Origin of the sequence: Arthrobacter sp. AOP36-A1-22, from assembly GCF_052377615.1 — a bacterium.
Classification (GTDB): Bacteria; Actinomycetota; Actinomycetes; order Actinomycetales; family Micrococcaceae; genus Arthrobacter_H.
The window spans coordinates 71,029-87,082 of the sequence record NZ_JBQSWX010000003.1 but is presented as its reverse complement, the minus strand read 5'-3'; the positions used below and the strand labels follow the sequence as shown (position 1 = coordinate 87,082).

Genomic DNA, 16,054 nt, shown 5'->3' with positions numbered 1-16,054 from the left:
ATTCTAGGGACGCGGCGGCCCGGGGGTGGACCGGGGGTGGACCGGGGGTCAGTCCCTGGCCTGGACGGAGGCCCCCAGTTTGCGGGTCAGCCGGGTCAATTCGGCGAATTCATCCACGGAGAGCCCGGATCCCATCACCTCGTGGATGTGTCGGACATGCTCGCGGCCGATCTCGCGTTGGATCCTGCGCCCGTCCTCGGTCAGCCGTAGCCGCATCGCCCGCTGGTCCACCGGGTCCACGGTCCGGGTGATGTACCCCTTGGCCTCGAGCCGGTCGACCATCCGGCTGAGGCTGGGTTGGCTGAGCAGGACGTCCTCGTTGAGTTCGCCCAACCGGATCCCGCCCTCGGGGCAGCGGTCCAGGGTGACGAGCACGTCGTATTCGCGCATCGTGAGTCGTTTGAAGGCCGGATGGCGTTGGAGCCGACGCATGATGGCCACCTGGGCCCGGAAAAGCGCTTCCCAGGCCTGCGTGGTTTCACGGAGGGTGGCGGGCCTAGACATGGGACTCCTCGAAGGTGGTGGCCGGCAGCGGGACCTCGTTGCGGGCGGTGGCCGGTTTGATGCCTGCCCGCCGCGCTGCCAGCAGGTTGGCGTGGGTCGGGGGTTCCGGATGGTCCGCGGGTTTGCGCCGGGCATATTCGGCCCGCAGCTCGGGCAGGACCCGCTCGCCGAACAGATCCAACTGGTTCAACACCGTCTTCAGGGGCAGACCGGCGTGATCGACCAGGAAGAGCTGGCGGTGGTAGTCACCGAAGTATTCCTGGAACGTGAGCGTCTTCTCGATCATCTGCTGCGGGCTGCCGACGGTCAAGGGCGTCTGGGCGGTGAAATCCTCCAGCGAGGGTCCGTGGCCATAGACCGGGGCCTTGTCGAAGTACGGGCGGAATTGTGCCACGGCGTCCTGCGAGTTTTCGGCCAGGTAGAACTGTCCGCCCAGGCCCACATAGGCCTGGTCGGCCCGGCCGTGGCCGTAGTGCTCGAAACGTTGCCGGTAGAGGCCGATCAGCTCCTGGTAGTGCTCCTTGGGCCAGAAGATGTTGTTGGCGAAGAACCCGTCACCGTAGTAGGCGGCGATCTCCGCGACCTGCGGGGTACGGATGGAACCGTGCCAGACGAAGGGGGCAACGGAATCCAGCGGACGCGGGGTGGAGGTGAAGTTCTGCAGCGCCGTACGGTGCTTGCCGGACCAGGAGACGTTCTCCTCGTCCCAGAGGCGGCGCAGCAGATGGTAGTTCTCCACGGTCAGTTCCACCGCATCCGCCGAGCTCTTGCCGAACCAGGGGTAGACCGGGGCCGTGTTCCCGCGTCCGAGCACCAGATCCGTCCGGCCGCCCGACAGATGCTGGAGCATCGCGAAATCCTCGGCGATCTTCACCGGGTCGTTCGTGGTGATCAGGGTCGTGGCCGTGGAGAGGGTGATGCGTTCGGTCAGAGCGGCGATATAGGCCAGCTCGGTGGTGGGGGAGGAGGAGAAGAACGGCGGGTTGTGGTGCTCGCCGATGGCGAAGACGTCCATCCCGATCTCTTCGACCTTCTTCGCGATCGCCACCATCGCGGTGATGCGTTCATGCTCGGTCGGCAGATGCCCGGTGGTGGGGTCCGCGGTGATGTCGCTGACCGAAAAGACGCCGATTTCCATGGTGCTCCTTCGTGGCTCCGGCTTTCAGTATGCCAGAAAATGTATGCGTATGCATGTAAGAACCACGGTGGTTTCCCCGGTATTCCCAGCGGTGCGGGGAGGCAGAGTGGCGGCGGCGCCGACCGGGGCGTTAACGAACGGTGGGACGGGCAGTACCCGTCCCACCGTCGCCGGCACTGTCCGGCTACTTCAGTCCGAGGGACTTGTTGGTGGCCGCGGTGACCTGGGCAAGCAGCTCGGGATTCTCATTGAGCTTGACGCCGAAGCTCGGGACGATCTCGGTGAGCTTGGACTCCCAGCCGGCGAAGTTCTGCGGGAAGCAGCGGCGCAGGACCTCGATCATGATCGGGGCAGCGGTCGAAGCGCCGGGCGAAGCGCCGAGCAGACCCGAGATCGACCCGTCGGCACTGGTGATGACCTCGGTGCCGAACTGCAGCACACCGCCGCGTTTCTTGTCCTTCTTGATGACCTGGACCCGCTGGCCGGCGGTGATCAGTTCCCAGCCATCGCCCGAGGCGTTGGGGTAGTACTCGCGCAGGGCCTCGTTCTTGGCCTCGCGGCTCTTGAGGACCTCGGTGACCAGGTACTTCACCAGGCCCAGGTTGTCCTTGGCGACGGCCAGCATCGGGATGAGGTTGCCCGGACGGACCGAGGCCACCAGGTCCATATAGGAACCTGATTTGAGGAACTTGGGAGAGAAACCGCCGTAGGGGCCGAACATGAGCGAACGCTTGCCGTTGACGAAGCGGGTGTCCAGGTGGGGCACCGACATCGGCGGGGCGCCGACGGAGGCCTGGCCGTAGACCTTGGCATGGTGGCGGGAGATGACCTCCTCGTTGGTGCTGCGCAGGAACTGCCCGGAGACCGGGAAGCCGCCGAAGCCGTGGGCTTCGGGGATGCCGGCGGCCTGGAGCAGATGCAAGGCGCCGCCACCGGCACCGACGAAGACGAACTTGGCGTTCACGGTGTGCTTGTCCCCGGTGGCCTTGTTCTTCACGGTCAGCGTCCAGCCGGCACCGTTGCGCTCCAGGCCGGTGACCTTATGGCCGAAGTTCAGGTCGACCCCGTCCTCACCGAGGTTGGCGATCAGCTGGCGGGTCAGCGACCCGAAGTCGACGTCGGTTCCGCCCATGATGCGCGATGCGGCGACATGCTCGGACGGGTTGCGCCCCTCGGCGACCAGCGGCGCCCATTCGGCGATCGTGGCGACGTCCTCGGTATGCTCCATTTCCTGGAACATCGGTTGCGTGCGCAGTGACTCGAAGCGGGTCCGCAGGTAGTCCACGCTCTTTTCGCCATGGACGAAGCTCATATGCGGCAGCGGGTTGATGAACGAGCTGGGCGTGGAGATGCGGCCCTGGTCCACCAGGTGGGAGTAGAACTGGCGGGAGACCTGCCACTGCTCGTTGATGCCCACGGCCTTGGCCGGGTCGACCTTGCCGTCGGCGCCGAGCGGGGAGTAGTTCAGTTCGCACAGGGCGGAGTGGCCGGTACCAGCGTTGTTCCAGGGGTCGGACGCCTCCTGGCCTGCCTGGTCGAGGTTCTCGAACAGGGCGACATCCCAGCTGGGCTCCAGTTGCTTGAGCAGCGTTCCCAGCGTTGCACTCATGACCCCACCGCCGATCAGGGCGATATCGACATTCGATGAGCTGGTTTGGCTCGGCACAGGATTCTCCATCCGACGACTCTGGTGGCTTAAGTCAAGGTTAGCGCGGTCGGATCACCGCCATGAAATCAAGCAGTGCCCTCGGCCGCCCTAGGTGGCGAGCCTCACCCGGTCGAAGGGCTCGTCCAGGGTGGGACTGGTGGGGTAATGCAGGACCGTATCGTCGGCTGCGACGGCGGAGATCGGGTAGGCCAGCGGCAGGGCGGGAAGATCCTTGGCCAGCTGTTCGCCGATCTGCTGGTAGGTGGTCGCCCGCTGGTCCCCGTTGGGCATGGAGCGGGCCTTGACGATCTTCGCGCGCACCTTCGGGGCGTCGTAGTCGAATTCCGGGGACGTGGTGCCGAACAGCGTGCCGATGAAATTGTCCGGGTCCCGGTAGCCGCCGTTCCACCCCGACAGGTGGAAGCCGGGGCGGTGGCCGGAGACGACGTCCTCCAGATAGCCGTCCTCCCATTCGACCGGGTAGGGCTTGATGTTGAACCCGGCGGCGGTCAGCTGGGCGCTGAGCGCGGCATAGATCCGCTCGGGCATCGGCAGATAGGCCCGGGTGACATTCAGCGGATAGGTGAAGGGGATCGGTTCGCCGTCGTAGTCCGAGCTCTTCAGCAACGATTTGGCCTTGGGGAGGTCATAGCCGAAGTAGGTCTGGGCGTCGGGGACCCCGAGGCTGGGTGGCACGAAGCTGCGTGCCTCCTTGGTCCCGGAGATGAAAAACTCCTCGATGAGCTTCTGCCGGTCCACGGCATGGGCCACCGCCTGGCGGATCTTCCGGTCCGCCAGGACCGGGTTGGACTGGTTCATCCCCATGTACAGGATCGAGAAGGGGTCGCGCTGCAGGACCTGTTGGCCTTCACGGACGAGCTCGCGCAGTTCCCCGACGGTGACCATGTCATAGGCGGCGATCTTCTGCCGCCGCAGGGACTGCAGACGCGAGGAGGGATCGCGCAGGACGGCGAACGTGGCCCGACCGATCTGGGTGCTGTGCCGCCAGTGGTCCTCGTTGGCGATGACGGTGACCGAATCTTCCGCCGCCTCGTCGAAGAGATAGGGGCCGGTGCCCACCGGATGCTTGCTGAAACCGGTGCTGATGCCGCCGGAGGAATCCTTCGTCGATTCGTCGGCCTTGTATTTCCGCAGCGCCGACGGCGAGGCGATCCCGAAACCCGGAAGGGTGAGGGCATCGATCAAACCCGTGATCGGCTTGGTGAGCGTCAAGACGAACGTGTGGGTCCCCTCGGCGCGACAGCCCTGGTAGTAGCTGGCAGTCACCGTCTTGATCGGGTCCTCCGGGGCCGGCTCCTTGCCGGGGTCCTTATCCAGGCCCAACCCGCCCAGGACGTCGGGGGAGCGCAGCGCGGATTGGGTGGCCGCCCGGGTATCTGGGGCAATGGACTTGTCGTGGGCCAGTTGCACATCGTTGTGGTGGAAGACCGATTCGAAGGCCTGCCCGACCTGCCCTCCGAGATCCTTCGGCAGGTTGGCCCAGCGTTCGAAGTTGTGGACGACGGCGTCGGCGTTGAATTCGGTGCCGTCGTGGAAGGACACCCCGTCCCGCAGGGTGAAGGTGTAGGTGAGCCCGTCCTTGCTGGTCGTCCACTTGGTGGCCAGCCCCGGGGTGGGGGCCCCGGTATCCGGGTCGACGCTGATCAGCGATTCGAAGATCTGCCGGGTGACCCTGAAGGATTCGTTGTCCGAGGCCAGGGCCGGATCCAGGATGGCCGGGGAGGCAGGCGTGCCGAACCGTATTTCCAGGTTCTTCACGATCGATCTGGATGGCGGGGCAGCGGTGGGCAGTTCCTCCGGTGTGGTGGCCTTGGTGCATCCGACCAGTCCGGCCATGGCGATCGACCCGATACCCAGTACCGTCCGCCGCGAGGGACGTCCTCCCGCGGGGAGCGAGGTACCAGGCCCCGGAGCGTCGCCGGGGCGGTTGGTGGACTCCACGCTGACTTGCTCCTTGCCTAGGGGGCGTCCCGATGGGTTCTGCGGGGCCGATGAAGGTCCTGTGACGAGCCGATGGGTCGTTCTTTCTCGTCGGTCATCATCACCTGGTGCGAGCGGGGGGACTTGAACCCCCACGTCCTAAGACACTGGAACCTAAATCCAGCGCGTCTACCAATTCCGCCACGCTCGCTGAGGCCCCCTGCACGCGGAAGGCCTCAACCAGTGTAACGGAACCCATTGCAGGACCGGTGGATTGGCCCGTGCGGTCAGGAGGCGGTGTCGAGGCCCAGATCGCGGTGCAGCTTGGCGACGTGGCCCGTGGCCCTGACGTTGTACTGCGCGAGCTGGATCTTCCCGTCCTCGCCGACCACGATCGTCGAGCGGATCAGGCCCTCGTAGACACGGCCGTAGTTCTTCTTCTCGCCCCAGGCGCCGTAGGCGGCCGCGACGGCGTGGTCCTCGTCGGAGAGCACCGGGAAGGTCAGGGATTCCTTGTCGGTGAACTTCGCCAGCTTCGCGGGGGCGTCGGGGGAGATCCCCAGCACCTGGTACCCGGCGGAAGCCAACGAGGAGAGCGAATCACGGAAGTCGCAGGCCTGCTTGGTGCAGCCGGGGGTCATCGCCGCCGGGTAGAAGTAGACGACGACCTTGGAGCCGGCGTAATCGGAGAGCGAGACGGTGGAGCCGTCCGCGGCGGTCAGGGTGAAGGCGGGAGCTGCATCGCCGACGGCGAGGCGCTGGGATGGGGTGGTCATGGGCTTCCTCCAGGTATCCGGGTATACAAAAAGAGGCCGGCCTCTCGGCCGGCCTCCTTCATCGTGTGTGCACCCCTCGGGACTCGAACCCGAAACCTACTGATTAAGAGTCAGTTGCTCTACCAATTGAGCTAGAGGTGCATTGCTGCTGGCTGCGATTTCCTTGCGGGACCGCGCTTTGCAACGAGATGAAACATTACCAGCACTTTTCCGACCGTGCAAAACCGCTTTCCTGAATGCGTTCCGTGTCACATTCCATCCGGTTTCCGGACTCCGATTGGCGGCTGTGCCGGGGATGAATCCTAAGCTGTGGACATGGAACCGATCACCACCTTCACCGTCCCTGACCAAGACCTCCTCGATGCCTGCTCGCCACTACCCGCCGGGGTGCGCTGCGGAGTATGGGATCTGGACGGCGAACCCCAGGGGGTGGAGCTGGAAGACATCGGCGCCGTGGTGCTGCCTTACTCGATGGCCTCAAGGAAACGATTGGGCCAGGTCCGTCGGGCCCCCAATCTGCGTCTGGTTCATACCCAGTCCACCGGGTACGACGGCGTTGTGGATGCCGTGGGCGAAGACATTGCCATTGCGTCGGCCCATGGGGTCCATGCCGCGGCCACCGCTGAACTGACCGTGGGCCTGCTCCTGGCGGCCCTACGCGGCATCGGCCAGGCGGCGCAGAACCAGCTGACCGGTACCTGGGATTCGGCACGATGGAAGGGGCTGGCGGACCGTCGGATCGGTTTGATCGGTGTCGGCGGCATCGGCGAGGAGATCCGCCGCCGGCTGGATCCCTTTGAGATCGACCTGGTCCGGATCGGAACCCATGCGCGGACCGACGAACACGGGCAGGTCCATGGTCTGGACGAGCTGATGGAACTGGCGCCCGGCCTCGAAGCGGTCATCGCGATCGTCCCGCTGAATGATTCGACCCACCATCTGCTGGGACGGGACCTGCTGGGGGCGCTGCCCGACGGTTCAGTGGTCGTCAATGTGGCCCGCGGTCCGGTGGTCGATACCGACGCGTTGACGGCGGAAGTAGCCTCGGGGCGACTGCACTGCGCCTTGGACGTGACCGACCCCGAACCTCTGCCGAGCGATCACCCGCTGTGGAAGTTGCCGAACGCACTGATCACACCGCATGTCGGCGGCAATACGGAAGCCTTCCCGCCACGTATTGCCCAGCTGGTCCACGAACAGATGGCCAGCATGTCTGTTGGGGAGAAGCCGAAGAACCTGGTGCATGAGGGCGAGCACCTGCTGTAGGTAGCTGCGCGCTTCCCCTCCGGTATGGGAAAACCGACGCCTATTTCGATGCGGTTTCCCCATTCAGGAACGGTGAGTCACACGCCGGGCCGCCAGGGTTTTCGGCACAGTCCTCGTCAACCAGGAGCTTCTTGGTCCGCCAGACGCTCATGGGCATGGGATCGCTGGGGACCGTTGCGGTTCCGGGAATGGGCATCCACGGACCGCCGTCGACGGAATATTCGCCGCGATAGGCGGTGTTCAGCTGGATGCTGTAGTCGCCGGTCTTCGTATAGACGTGACTGGTGTCGGTGGGCTGATCGAAGGTGTGGCCAGGCATGGGTTTCCCGGGCTTTTGAAGTTTCCTGCTGTGACCATCTCCGTAGTTCCAGAGATAGGTCTGGGGAATCGCCCGGACACGAACCGGCTCGTCGAATATTTCCACGTTGAATGTCTGCGGGTTCGGGATGGCATACATATGTGCGTTGCCATTTCGGAGAGAGAAGCCGTTCGGCTGGCTTGCGGTCTGGGAAGAGAGGATGGGAAAACTCTGGAACCTATTCGGCGTCACTTCGACTTTCTTCTGCTCCTTGATCGCCGCCTGGATCGCAGTCTGTACCTCATGGGCATCGTCCGTTGAACTCTCTGGCAGCTCGGGCTGAGGCTCGCGAGTGCAGTAGGAATCTTTGTGGACAAGGCTTCCAGAAACCGTGGTGATAGTACGGGTAATCAAAGGAGTTCCTGTAGGGCAGACTTCTTCATCGAAAGTGATGCAGCCTCCCTGGCCAGACTTGAGCATTTCGCACATGGTCTCGTAGCTGATTTTGTATTTGGGCCGCGAAGCCTTCTTCGCAGGGGGGACCCTTTTAACAGTTTCTTTTACCATCTCTCCCTTCGCGGCCGAGTCTGATGGCTTTGAACTCTTCGGAGGAACCAAAGGCCGGTCAGTAGTTTTCTTCTGGCCTTTTGCGGCTGAATAGATTTCGTCTTGGGCGTTTATGCCGACACCAGCGCCGGCTCCAGAACTAGGCCCTTTGGCAAAAGATTGTTCGGGTGTCGCCAGCACCACCAATATCAATATCAACGAGCAAATCAGTGAACTGGACCAGTGTCCGTCCGTGCAGGTGAGTTTCATGATTTTTGGCACGGTATCAACTTATGACTCAACGATGTTGATGGACTGGACTTTCCAGCCTTCATCCCACGCTAGGGAGAAAGTTCCATAGACGGGCTTCTTTGTTTTTCCGTAGATTGTTGTTGCCTCACCGTCTGAGTCATGGACGTAGCGTTTGTCTTGGTCATATTTAAACGAAACGAGCGCCCCTCCTGCTTCGGCAAACTTCGCTGCCGTAATCGTTGAATGGTAGGCGCCACCAGAATTCCAAGCATGGTTTTTCTCGTTTTGAATAGACGGAGCGATGATGTCGTCTTGACACACCTTGCAGGTTGGCATCGTGGCTTGCTTCACCGGTTTCGTTTCGGTCGTGACCGAGGTGTATTCGATGACTTCGAAATAGTACTCAGAGAACGAGGCGGCACCTTCCAACGTTTTCTTAGAGGCCTCAGCAGGCATCTTCGGGACGGGCCAGTTTTTGGCAGGCCCATCAGAACTTGCGGCAACCGGAGTTGGCGAGGCGGACTTCGAAGTGGGGGAGGCCGCAGCGCTGCCGTCCTTCCCGGCTACTGACGGGGATGCTGAAGATGACGCTGGTGTAGTGCCGCTGGGACTCCTGTTTTCAGCGCCGTCCGACGGGGAACAGGCGCTCAAGGTGATGGCGATGGCTGCTCCAACGGCGAAACCGCTGAGTGCCTTTCGGGCGATCGTGAGCGGCATGAGGCCTTCCGGGTTCGACATTGAAACGGGTGTAAACGCACCCTAGCCCGGAAATCAACTCGACTGAATAGTTATCCACAACTCCGTGTTTCCCACGACGATGAAACGAAACCTCGGCTGATGGCGGCAGTGGAAGACACGGTGGAATCGCCGAAGAGACATGAAGGTGCCTCACAAATCACGCCACGGCGTGGATCCGGCCGAAATAGAAGTTCGGCACAGGGCGGGATGCACCTACATACACAGCTGAAGGATCAGTCCTCGTGGCGATGCCGCGGATGGTTGGAGACGCCGATGAGGGTAGCGGACATGTCTTCCAAGGCTGTGCTCATCCAAGACAGGGCAATTTCGTCGTCCTTTTCGCCCGGCAGGGTGTGTGAATTCATGAATTGGTCGATCTCGAATCCAACTACCTCGAGTAGCCCGAGTATGCGCTCGAGGGAGCATGTCGTGGTCGCCCCAGGGACGGTGTGGCCGTCAGGGCTGGATGCCGGGATGGCACTTCGAAGTGTCTGGGGTACGCCAAGGTCGGCCGGAGGCGGTCCACCCTCGTGTTCTTGAAGCATGGGCCCCTGTGCTCGTGGTCGTGGAGCCGGGGGAGGTTTCGCCCAAGCCCGTCGTGGTGCCGCCTGTTCCATAGGGCTGAGTGCAACACGATCAACGAAGACTAAAGTTTATACCTAATTCGTGAACACTCAAGCTCGCCTGGGCGCGGAGCCCAAAGTCCGGGGAGGGGTAAGTGACGACTTTTCCCGGCGCTGGCCGTCAAGGAGTTTCATCGCTTGAGGCAATGACTAGGCGGGATGGCTGTCGGTGGATCAACGAGCGACCCCGTGCGGCTACTGGTCGTCGGAGATATTTCCGGGCTCGCCGAAACCGTCCAAAAGGGTCAGGAACTCATCGAAGAACTCGGAGAAGTCCTCGGCGTCGTGGTGTTGCTGGAGCCTGACACGGGACCCCGGGGCGCTGGTTGCAGCAGGCGGTGCGTCAACGGTTGTTTCCGGTGCCACTTCGAAACGGTAGACCCGTCCGGTACTGGTTCCGACCTCGTGGCCACCGGCACGGTCTTCCGCCAGATGGCTGAGGTTGGTGAGGTTGATCGCCACTGCGGGTTCGAGCGCTGCCAAGGTCCCGGCATGCAGCGGGGCCACCAGGAGCTCCATCGGTTCACGACGGTAGCCGACGATGTATTTACCGCCTTCACCGGCACGCCCCGTCGCATAGACGAGGTTGTAGCTTCCGAAGTTAGGGATCTGCTGATCGAAGGCGCGATGCAGGTGCGCCTTGAGCGTCGAGTCATCCGTGGTCTCGGGCGCGCTGACGTCACTGTCTGTTTTCCCCATGCATCCATCCTAAAGGGAGTGCCCCGATAGTTCAGGGCAAATGTTTCAGAAGCAGGTCACGTGTTCGTTGCGTTTGGCCGGGAGTTCTAGACTCTGGGTTATGAGCCAGGACAGCACCATAGACATCAAGCCACGTAGCCGAGCCGTCACCGACGGCATCCACGCTGCCCCGGCCCGCGGAATGTTCCGCGCGGTCGGTATGGGAGACGACGACTTCGCCAAGCCGCAGATCGGGGTGGCCAGTTCGTGGAACGAGATCACGCCCTGCAACCTTTCCCTGAACCGGTTGGCGCAGGCCTCCAAGGACGGCGTCCACGCCGGGGGCGGGTTCCCCATGCAGTTCGGAACCATCTCGGTCTCCGACGGCATCTCCATGGGCCACGAGGGCATGCACTTCTCCCTCGTCTCCCGTGAGGTCATCGCCGACTCCGTGGAGACCGTCATGATGGCCGAGCGCATCGACGGATCGGTCCTGTTGGCCGGCTGCGACAAGTCCCTGCCCGGCATGCTGATGGCCGCAGCCCGACTGGATCTGGCCAGTGTCTTCGTCTACGCCGGGTCGATCATGCCCGGCACCGCCAAGCTCGAGGACGGCACCGAGAAGGAAGTCACCCTCATCGACGCCTTCGAGGCCGTCGGGGCCTGCGCGGCGGGCAAGATGAGCGAAAAGGACCTGGACACCATCGAACGGGCCATCTGCCCGGGCGAAGGCGCCTGCGGGGGGATGTACACCGCCAATACAATGGCCTGCATCGGCGAGGCCCTGGGCATGTCACTGCCCGGCTCCGCCGCCCCGCCCTCGGCGGACCGCCGCCGCGACATGTTCTCGCGCAAATCCGGTGAAGCCGTGGTGGAGATGCTGCGCCAGGGCATCACCGCCCGCGACATCATGACCCGCAAGGCCTTCGAAAACGCGATCGCCGTGACCATGGCCTTCGGTGGCTCGACCAATGCCGTCCTGCACCTGCTGGCGATCGCCCGCGAAGCCAACGTGGAGCTCAAGCTCGAGGACTTCAACCGCATCGGCGACAAGATCCCGCACCTGGGGGACCTGAAGCCCTTCGGCGAATACGTGATGTACGACGTCGACAAGATCGGCGGCGTCCCGGTGGTCATGAAGGCGCTGCTCGACGCCGGGCTGATCCACGGCGACTGCCTGACCGTCACCGGCAAGACCGTTGCCGAGAACCTGGCTGACATCGAACCGCCGGCACTGGACGGACATGTCCTGCGTGAGCTGGACAACCCGATCCACGCGACCGGTGGCATCACCGTGCTCATGGGCTCGATGGCCCCCGAGGGTGCAGTGGTCAAGAGCGCCGGCTTCGACGCGGATGTCTTCGAAGGCAGCGCCCGCGTCTTCGAACGCGAACAAGGTGCCCTGGATGCGCTGGACCACGGGGAGATCAAGGCCGGCGACGTCGTCGTCATCCGCTACGAGGGGCCCAAGGGCGGCCCGGGGATGCGCGAGATGCTCGCCATCACCGGTGCCATCAAGGGCGCCGGGCTGGGCAAGGACGTCCTGCTGCTCACCGACGGGCGCTTCTCCGGAGGCACGACCGGGTTGTGCATCGGGCACGTGGCCCCCGAAGCGGTCGACGCCGGACCCATCGCCTTCGTCAAGGACGGGGACAGGATCCGGGTGGACATCGCCGCCCGCTCCTTCGAACTGCTGGTCGACGAGGCGGAGCTGGCCTCACGCCGTGAGGGCTGGGAGCCGTTGCCGGCGAAGTTCACCACCGGCGTGCTGGGCAAATACGCCAAGCTCGTGAAGTCCGCCAGCACGGGGGCCTACTGTGGCTAGCTAAACCAACGGGATGCGACGTCCGGTCACCGGGCATGTCCACGGACTGGACGTCGCGTCCACATGTTGAGACAGTCAGTGGGTTTCGTTGACAGCCCCCGCAGCACCGGGGAAACTGAAGACATGCAGATCCGAACCGAAGTCCTACTAGTTACCAAGCGCGGAGCCTAAGCCTCGTTTGTAGGACACGGTGACGCGCGAACCCCTCTGAAGCCATGAAGGCCAGCGGGGTATTTTTATGCGCAGAACTAGAGAAGAGAAGGAATATCCGATGAGTAACGGAACACCCATCAGCCCGTCGCTGGTGGCCAAGGCCGCCGGCCGTGCCAAGGATCATGCTCCTGTCTCTTCCACCGTGGATGCCTCGAACCCTGTCCAGGGTCCGAACAACATTGTGGCACCCACCGGGATGACCGGCTCACAAGCCATCGTCCGCTCGTTGGAAGAACTGGGCGTCAAAGACGTCTTCGGGTTGCCGGGAGGGGCTATCCTGCCCACCTACGACCCACTGATGGACTCGACCAGGCTCAACCATGTCCTGGTCCGCCATGAACAGGGCGCAGGCCACGCAGCACAGGGCTACGCCATGGTCACCGGGGAAGTCGGGGTATGCATCGTCACCTCCGGCCCCGGAGCCACCAACCTCGTGACCGCCATTGCCGATGCGCATATGGACTCGGTCCCCATGGTCGCGATCACCGGACAGGTGCATTCGGCCTTCATCGGCACCGACGCCTTCCAGGAGGCGGACATCGTCGGGATCACCATGCCGATCACCAAGCACTCCTTCCTGGTCACCGACGCCGCCGACATCCCGCGGGTCATGGCCGAGGCCTTCCACATCGCCGCCACGGGACGCCCCGGGCCGGTGCTGGTGGACATCACCAAGGACGCCCAGCAGGGCAAGTCCGATTTCTCCTGGCCGCCGAAGATCGACCTGCCGGGCTACCGCACCGTGGTGCGCGGTCATTCCAAACAGGTCCGTGAGGCTGCCAAACTGATCGGTGCCGCCCAGCGTCCGGCCTTCTACGTCGGCGGCGGGATCATCAAGGGCCACGCCTCCGCCGAACTGATGGAGCTGGCCGAACTGGTCGGTGCCCCGGTCGCCACCACGCTGCAGGCCCGCGGCGGGTTCCCCGATTCGCACGAACTGCATGTGGGGATGCCCGGGATGCACGGTTCCGTCTCGGCGGTCACGGCACTGCAGCAGGCAGACTTGCTGATCACCCTCGGCGCCCGGTTCGATGACCGCGTCACCGGGGTGCTGCACACCTTCGCCCCGTATGCCAAGGTCATCCACGCGGATATCGATCCCGCGGAGATCTCCAAGAACCGCACCGCCGATGTCCCGATCGTCGGCTCGGTCAAGGAGATCCTGCCCGAGCTCACAGAGGCCTGCCGGGCCCGGTTCGCCTCCGACGGCCACCCGGATCTGACCCAGTGGTGGTCGACCCTGGACCGGTTGCGCAAGACCTACCCGATCGGGTTCACCGAGACCGACGACGGGCTCACCGCCCCGCAGCGGGTCATCGAGCGCATCGGCGCCCTGACCGGACCCGAGGGCGTCTATGCCGCAGGGGTCGGACAGCACCAGATGTGGGCGGCCCAGTTCGTGAAGTACGAACGCCCCCACCAGTGGCTGAACTCCGGCGGCCTGGGCACGATGGGCTACGCCGTTCCGGCGGCCATGGGCGCGAAGGTCGGCAACCCCGACCGCGTGGTCTGGGCCATCGACGGCGACGGCTGCTTCCAGATGACCAACCAGGAACTGGCGACCTGCGTGATCAACAACATCCCGATCAAGGTCGCGGTCATCAACAACTCGTCGCTGGGCATGGTGCGCCAATGGCAGACCCTGTTCTACGACGGCCGCTACTCCAGCACCGATCTGAACACCGGCCACGGAACCGCGCGGGTGCCGGACTTCGTCAAGCTCGCCGACGCCTACGGCTGCGTGGGGCTGCGCTGCGAACGCGATGAAGACATCGACGCCACCATCCAGAAGGCACTGGAGATCAACGATCGCCCGGTCGTGATCGACTTCGTCGTCAGTGCCGACGCCATGGTGTGGCCGATGGTCCCCACCGGCGTGAGCAACGACGCGATCCAGATCGCCCGCGGAATGACCCCTGAATGGGAAGAGGAGGACTAGGACCATGGCACGCCATACCCTTTCCGTGCTCGTGGAGGACGTCCCCGGCGTCCTGACCCGCGTGGCCGGCCTGTTCGCCCGCAGGGCGTTCAACATCAATTCACTGGCCGTCGGCCCCACCGAAGTGCCCGGGATGTCCCGGGTGACCGTGGTCGTCGACGCCGAAGGCGACCTGCTCGAACAGGTGACCAAGCAGCTGAACAAGCTGATCAACGTCATCAAGATCGTGGAACTGACCCCGGATTCCTCGGTGCAGCGCGACCACATCCTGGTCAAGGTCCGTGCCGATGCCGCCACCCGGCTGCAGGTCACCCAGGCCGCCGACCTGTTCCGCGCCTCCGTCGTGGACGTGGCCACGGATTCACTGATCATCGAGGCCACCGGCACCCCGGATAAGCTCCATGCGCTGCTGGCCGTCCTCGAACCGTTCGGGGTCCGCGAGATCGTCCAATCCGGCACCCTGGCCATCGGCCGCGGCTCCAAATCAATGTCGGACCGCGCCCTGCGCGCGGTCTCGGCCTGAACACCCACACCAGACTTCCAGACTCAGATACCGAACAGCACCAAGGAGTTATCACTGTGACCGATATGTTTTACGACGACGATGCAGACCTTTCGATCATCCAGGGCCGCAAGGTGGCCGTCATCGGCTACGGCTCGCAGGGCCACGCCCATGCGCTGAGCCTGCGCGACTCCGGCGTCGACGTCCGCGTCGGCCTGCGCGAAGGATCCGCCTCCCGGGCCAAGGCAGAGGCCGAGGGCCTGCGGGTCGTCGGCGTCTCCGAGGCGGCAGCCGAAGCAGACGTGATCATGCTGCTGGCCCCGGACCAGATCCAGTCCAAGGTCTACCAGGACGAGATCGCCTCGAACCTGGTCGCCGGCGACGCACTGTTCTTCGGCCACGGCTTCAACATCCGCTTCGGCTACATCCAGCCGCCGGCCGATGTCGACGTCGCCATGGTCGCCCCCAAGGGCCCGGGCCACATCGTCCGCCGCGAATTCGAGGCAGGCCGCGGCGTGCCGGACCTCATCGCCGTGGAACAGAACCCCTCCGGCAAGGCCAAGGAACTGGCCCTGTCCTACGCCAAGGGCATCGGCGGAACCCGCGCCGGTGTCATCGAGACGACCTTCACCGAAGAAACCGAAACGGACCTCTTCGGCGAGCAGGCAGTGCTCTGCGGCGGGGCCTCGCAGCTGGTGCAGTACGGCTTCGAGGTCCTGACCGAGGCCGGCTACAAGCCCGAGATCGCCTACTTCGAGGTCCTCCACGAGCTCAAGCTCATCGTTGACCTGATGGTCGAAGGGGGCATCGCCAAGCAGCGCTGGTCCGTCTCCGACACGGCTGAATACGGCGACTACGTCTCCGGCCCGCGGGTGATCACCCCGGACGTGAAGGAAAACATGAAGGCCGTCCTCGCCGACGTCCAGAACGGTTCCTTCGCCAAGCGTTTCATGGACGACCAGGCCGCCGGCGGGAAGGAATTCCTTGAGCTGCGCAAGCGCGGCGAGGACCACCCGATCGAGTCCACCGGCCGGGACCTGCGCAAGCTGTTCTCCTGGATCCAGACCGATGACGACTACACCGATGGCGTCACCGCCCGCTAAGCGGCAGCGGACCGGCTCCCCCGGAGCATGACGTCAATGACCCGCATTGTGTGAACAGTGCGGG

General features: G+C 64.0%; 14 protein-coding genes and 2 tRNA genes. 5 read left to right on the top strand and 11 right to left on the bottom strand.

Annotated features, from left to right (window positions below; genetic code table 11):
- Positions 1-48: 48 nt before the first annotated feature.
- From ACT3S2_RS02955 to ACT3S2_RS02925, 7 genes are all read right to left on the bottom strand, one after another.
- Entirely contained in the window at positions 49-504 is a 456-nt protein-coding gene (locus ACT3S2_RS02955) for a MarR family winged helix-turn-helix transcriptional regulator (RefSeq protein WP_444553495.1), read from the bottom strand.
- A complete protein-coding gene (locus ACT3S2_RS02950; RefSeq protein ID WP_444553494.1) occupies positions 497-1,642 on the bottom strand; it encodes an LLM class flavin-dependent oxidoreductase in 1,146 nt (381 codons plus the stop codon). Before ACT3S2_RS02950 ends, ACT3S2_RS02955 begins: the two co-directional genes overlap by 8 nt.
- Positions 1,643-1,826: 184 nt before the next feature.
- A complete protein-coding gene (locus ACT3S2_RS02945; protein ID WP_444553493.1) occupies positions 1,827-3,320 on the bottom strand; it encodes a malate:quinone oxidoreductase in 1,494 nt (497 codons plus the stop codon).
- A gap of 78 nt (positions 3,321-3,398) precedes the next feature.
- Positions 3,399-5,252, bottom strand: coding sequence for an ABC transporter substrate-binding protein (locus tag ACT3S2_RS02940; protein ID WP_444553492.1), 1,854 nt, complete (start codon positions 5,250-5,252; stop codon positions 3,399-3,401).
- A gap of 105 nt (positions 5,253-5,357) precedes the next feature.
- Positions 5,358-5,442 (bottom strand) — tRNA-Leu (locus tag ACT3S2_RS02935).
- Between the two features lie 76 nt (positions 5,443-5,518).
- The gene (gene bcp / locus ACT3S2_RS02930; protein ID WP_444561196.1) at positions 5,519-6,007 is read right to left on the bottom strand and encodes a thioredoxin-dependent thiol peroxidase; all 489 of its coding nucleotides are present in this window, start codon (positions 6,005-6,007) and stop codon (positions 5,519-5,521) included.
- A gap of 68 nt (positions 6,008-6,075) precedes the next feature.
- A tRNA-Lys gene (locus tag ACT3S2_RS02925) sits at positions 6,076-6,148 on the bottom strand.
- A gap of 174 nt (positions 6,149-6,322) precedes the next feature.
- On the opposite strand from ACT3S2_RS02925, the gene ACT3S2_RS02920 reads away from it, so the two are divergent.
- The gene (locus ACT3S2_RS02920) at positions 6,323-7,273 is read left to right on the top strand and encodes a 2-hydroxyacid dehydrogenase (protein WP_444553490.1); all 951 of its coding nucleotides are present in this window, start codon (positions 6,323-6,325) and stop codon (positions 7,271-7,273) included.
- Positions 7,274-7,313: 40 nt separating this feature from the next.
- Here the strand turns inward: ACT3S2_RS02920 and ACT3S2_RS02915 are convergent, their stop codons facing one another.
- The 4 genes from ACT3S2_RS02915 to ACT3S2_RS02900 all read right to left on the bottom strand — a co-directional run bounded on the left by ACT3S2_RS02915 (position 7,314) and on the right by ACT3S2_RS02900 (position 10,429).
- Positions 7,314-8,399, bottom strand: coding sequence for a hypothetical protein (locus tag ACT3S2_RS02915; RefSeq protein ID WP_444561195.1), 1,086 nt, complete (start codon positions 8,397-8,399; stop codon positions 7,314-7,316).
- Between the two features lie 9 nt (positions 8,400-8,408).
- Entirely contained in the window at positions 8,409-9,107 is a 699-nt protein-coding gene (locus ACT3S2_RS02910; protein WP_444561194.1) for a DUF6318 family protein, read from the bottom strand.
- 233 nt (positions 9,108-9,340) lie between these two features.
- A complete protein-coding gene (locus ACT3S2_RS02905; RefSeq protein ID WP_444561193.1) occupies positions 9,341-9,472 on the bottom strand; it encodes a hypothetical protein in 132 nt (43 codons plus the stop codon).
- A gap of 453 nt (positions 9,473-9,925) precedes the next feature.
- Complete coding sequence (locus tag ACT3S2_RS02900; protein ID WP_444561192.1) at positions 9,926-10,429, bottom strand: hypothetical protein; 504 nt, start codon at positions 10,427-10,429, stop codon at positions 9,926-9,928.
- A gap of 100 nt (positions 10,430-10,529) precedes the next feature.
- Here ACT3S2_RS02900 and ilvD point away from each other — a divergent pair, with 100 nt between their 5' ends.
- From ilvD to ilvC, 4 genes are all read left to right on the top strand, one after another.
- Entirely contained in the window at positions 10,530-12,233 is a 1,704-nt protein-coding gene (gene ilvD, locus ACT3S2_RS02895) for a dihydroxy-acid dehydratase (protein WP_444561191.1), read from the top strand.
- A gap of 271 nt (positions 12,234-12,504) precedes the next feature.
- Positions 12,505-14,385, top strand: a complete 1,881-nt coding sequence (locus tag ACT3S2_RS02890; RefSeq protein WP_444553484.1) for an acetolactate synthase large subunit — start codon at positions 12,505-12,507, stop codon at positions 14,383-14,385.
- Between the two features lie 4 nt (positions 14,386-14,389).
- Positions 14,390-14,908: an acetolactate synthase small subunit gene (gene ilvN, locus ACT3S2_RS02885; protein WP_444561190.1), complete on the top strand. Its 519-nt coding sequence runs from the start codon at positions 14,390-14,392 to the stop codon at positions 14,906-14,908.
- Between the two features lie 56 nt (positions 14,909-14,964).
- Complete coding sequence (ilvC, locus tag ACT3S2_RS02880; protein ID WP_444553482.1) at positions 14,965-15,990, top strand: ketol-acid reductoisomerase; 1,026 nt, start codon at positions 14,965-14,967, stop codon at positions 15,988-15,990.
- The last annotated feature ends 64 nt before the right edge of the window (positions 15,991-16,054 follow it).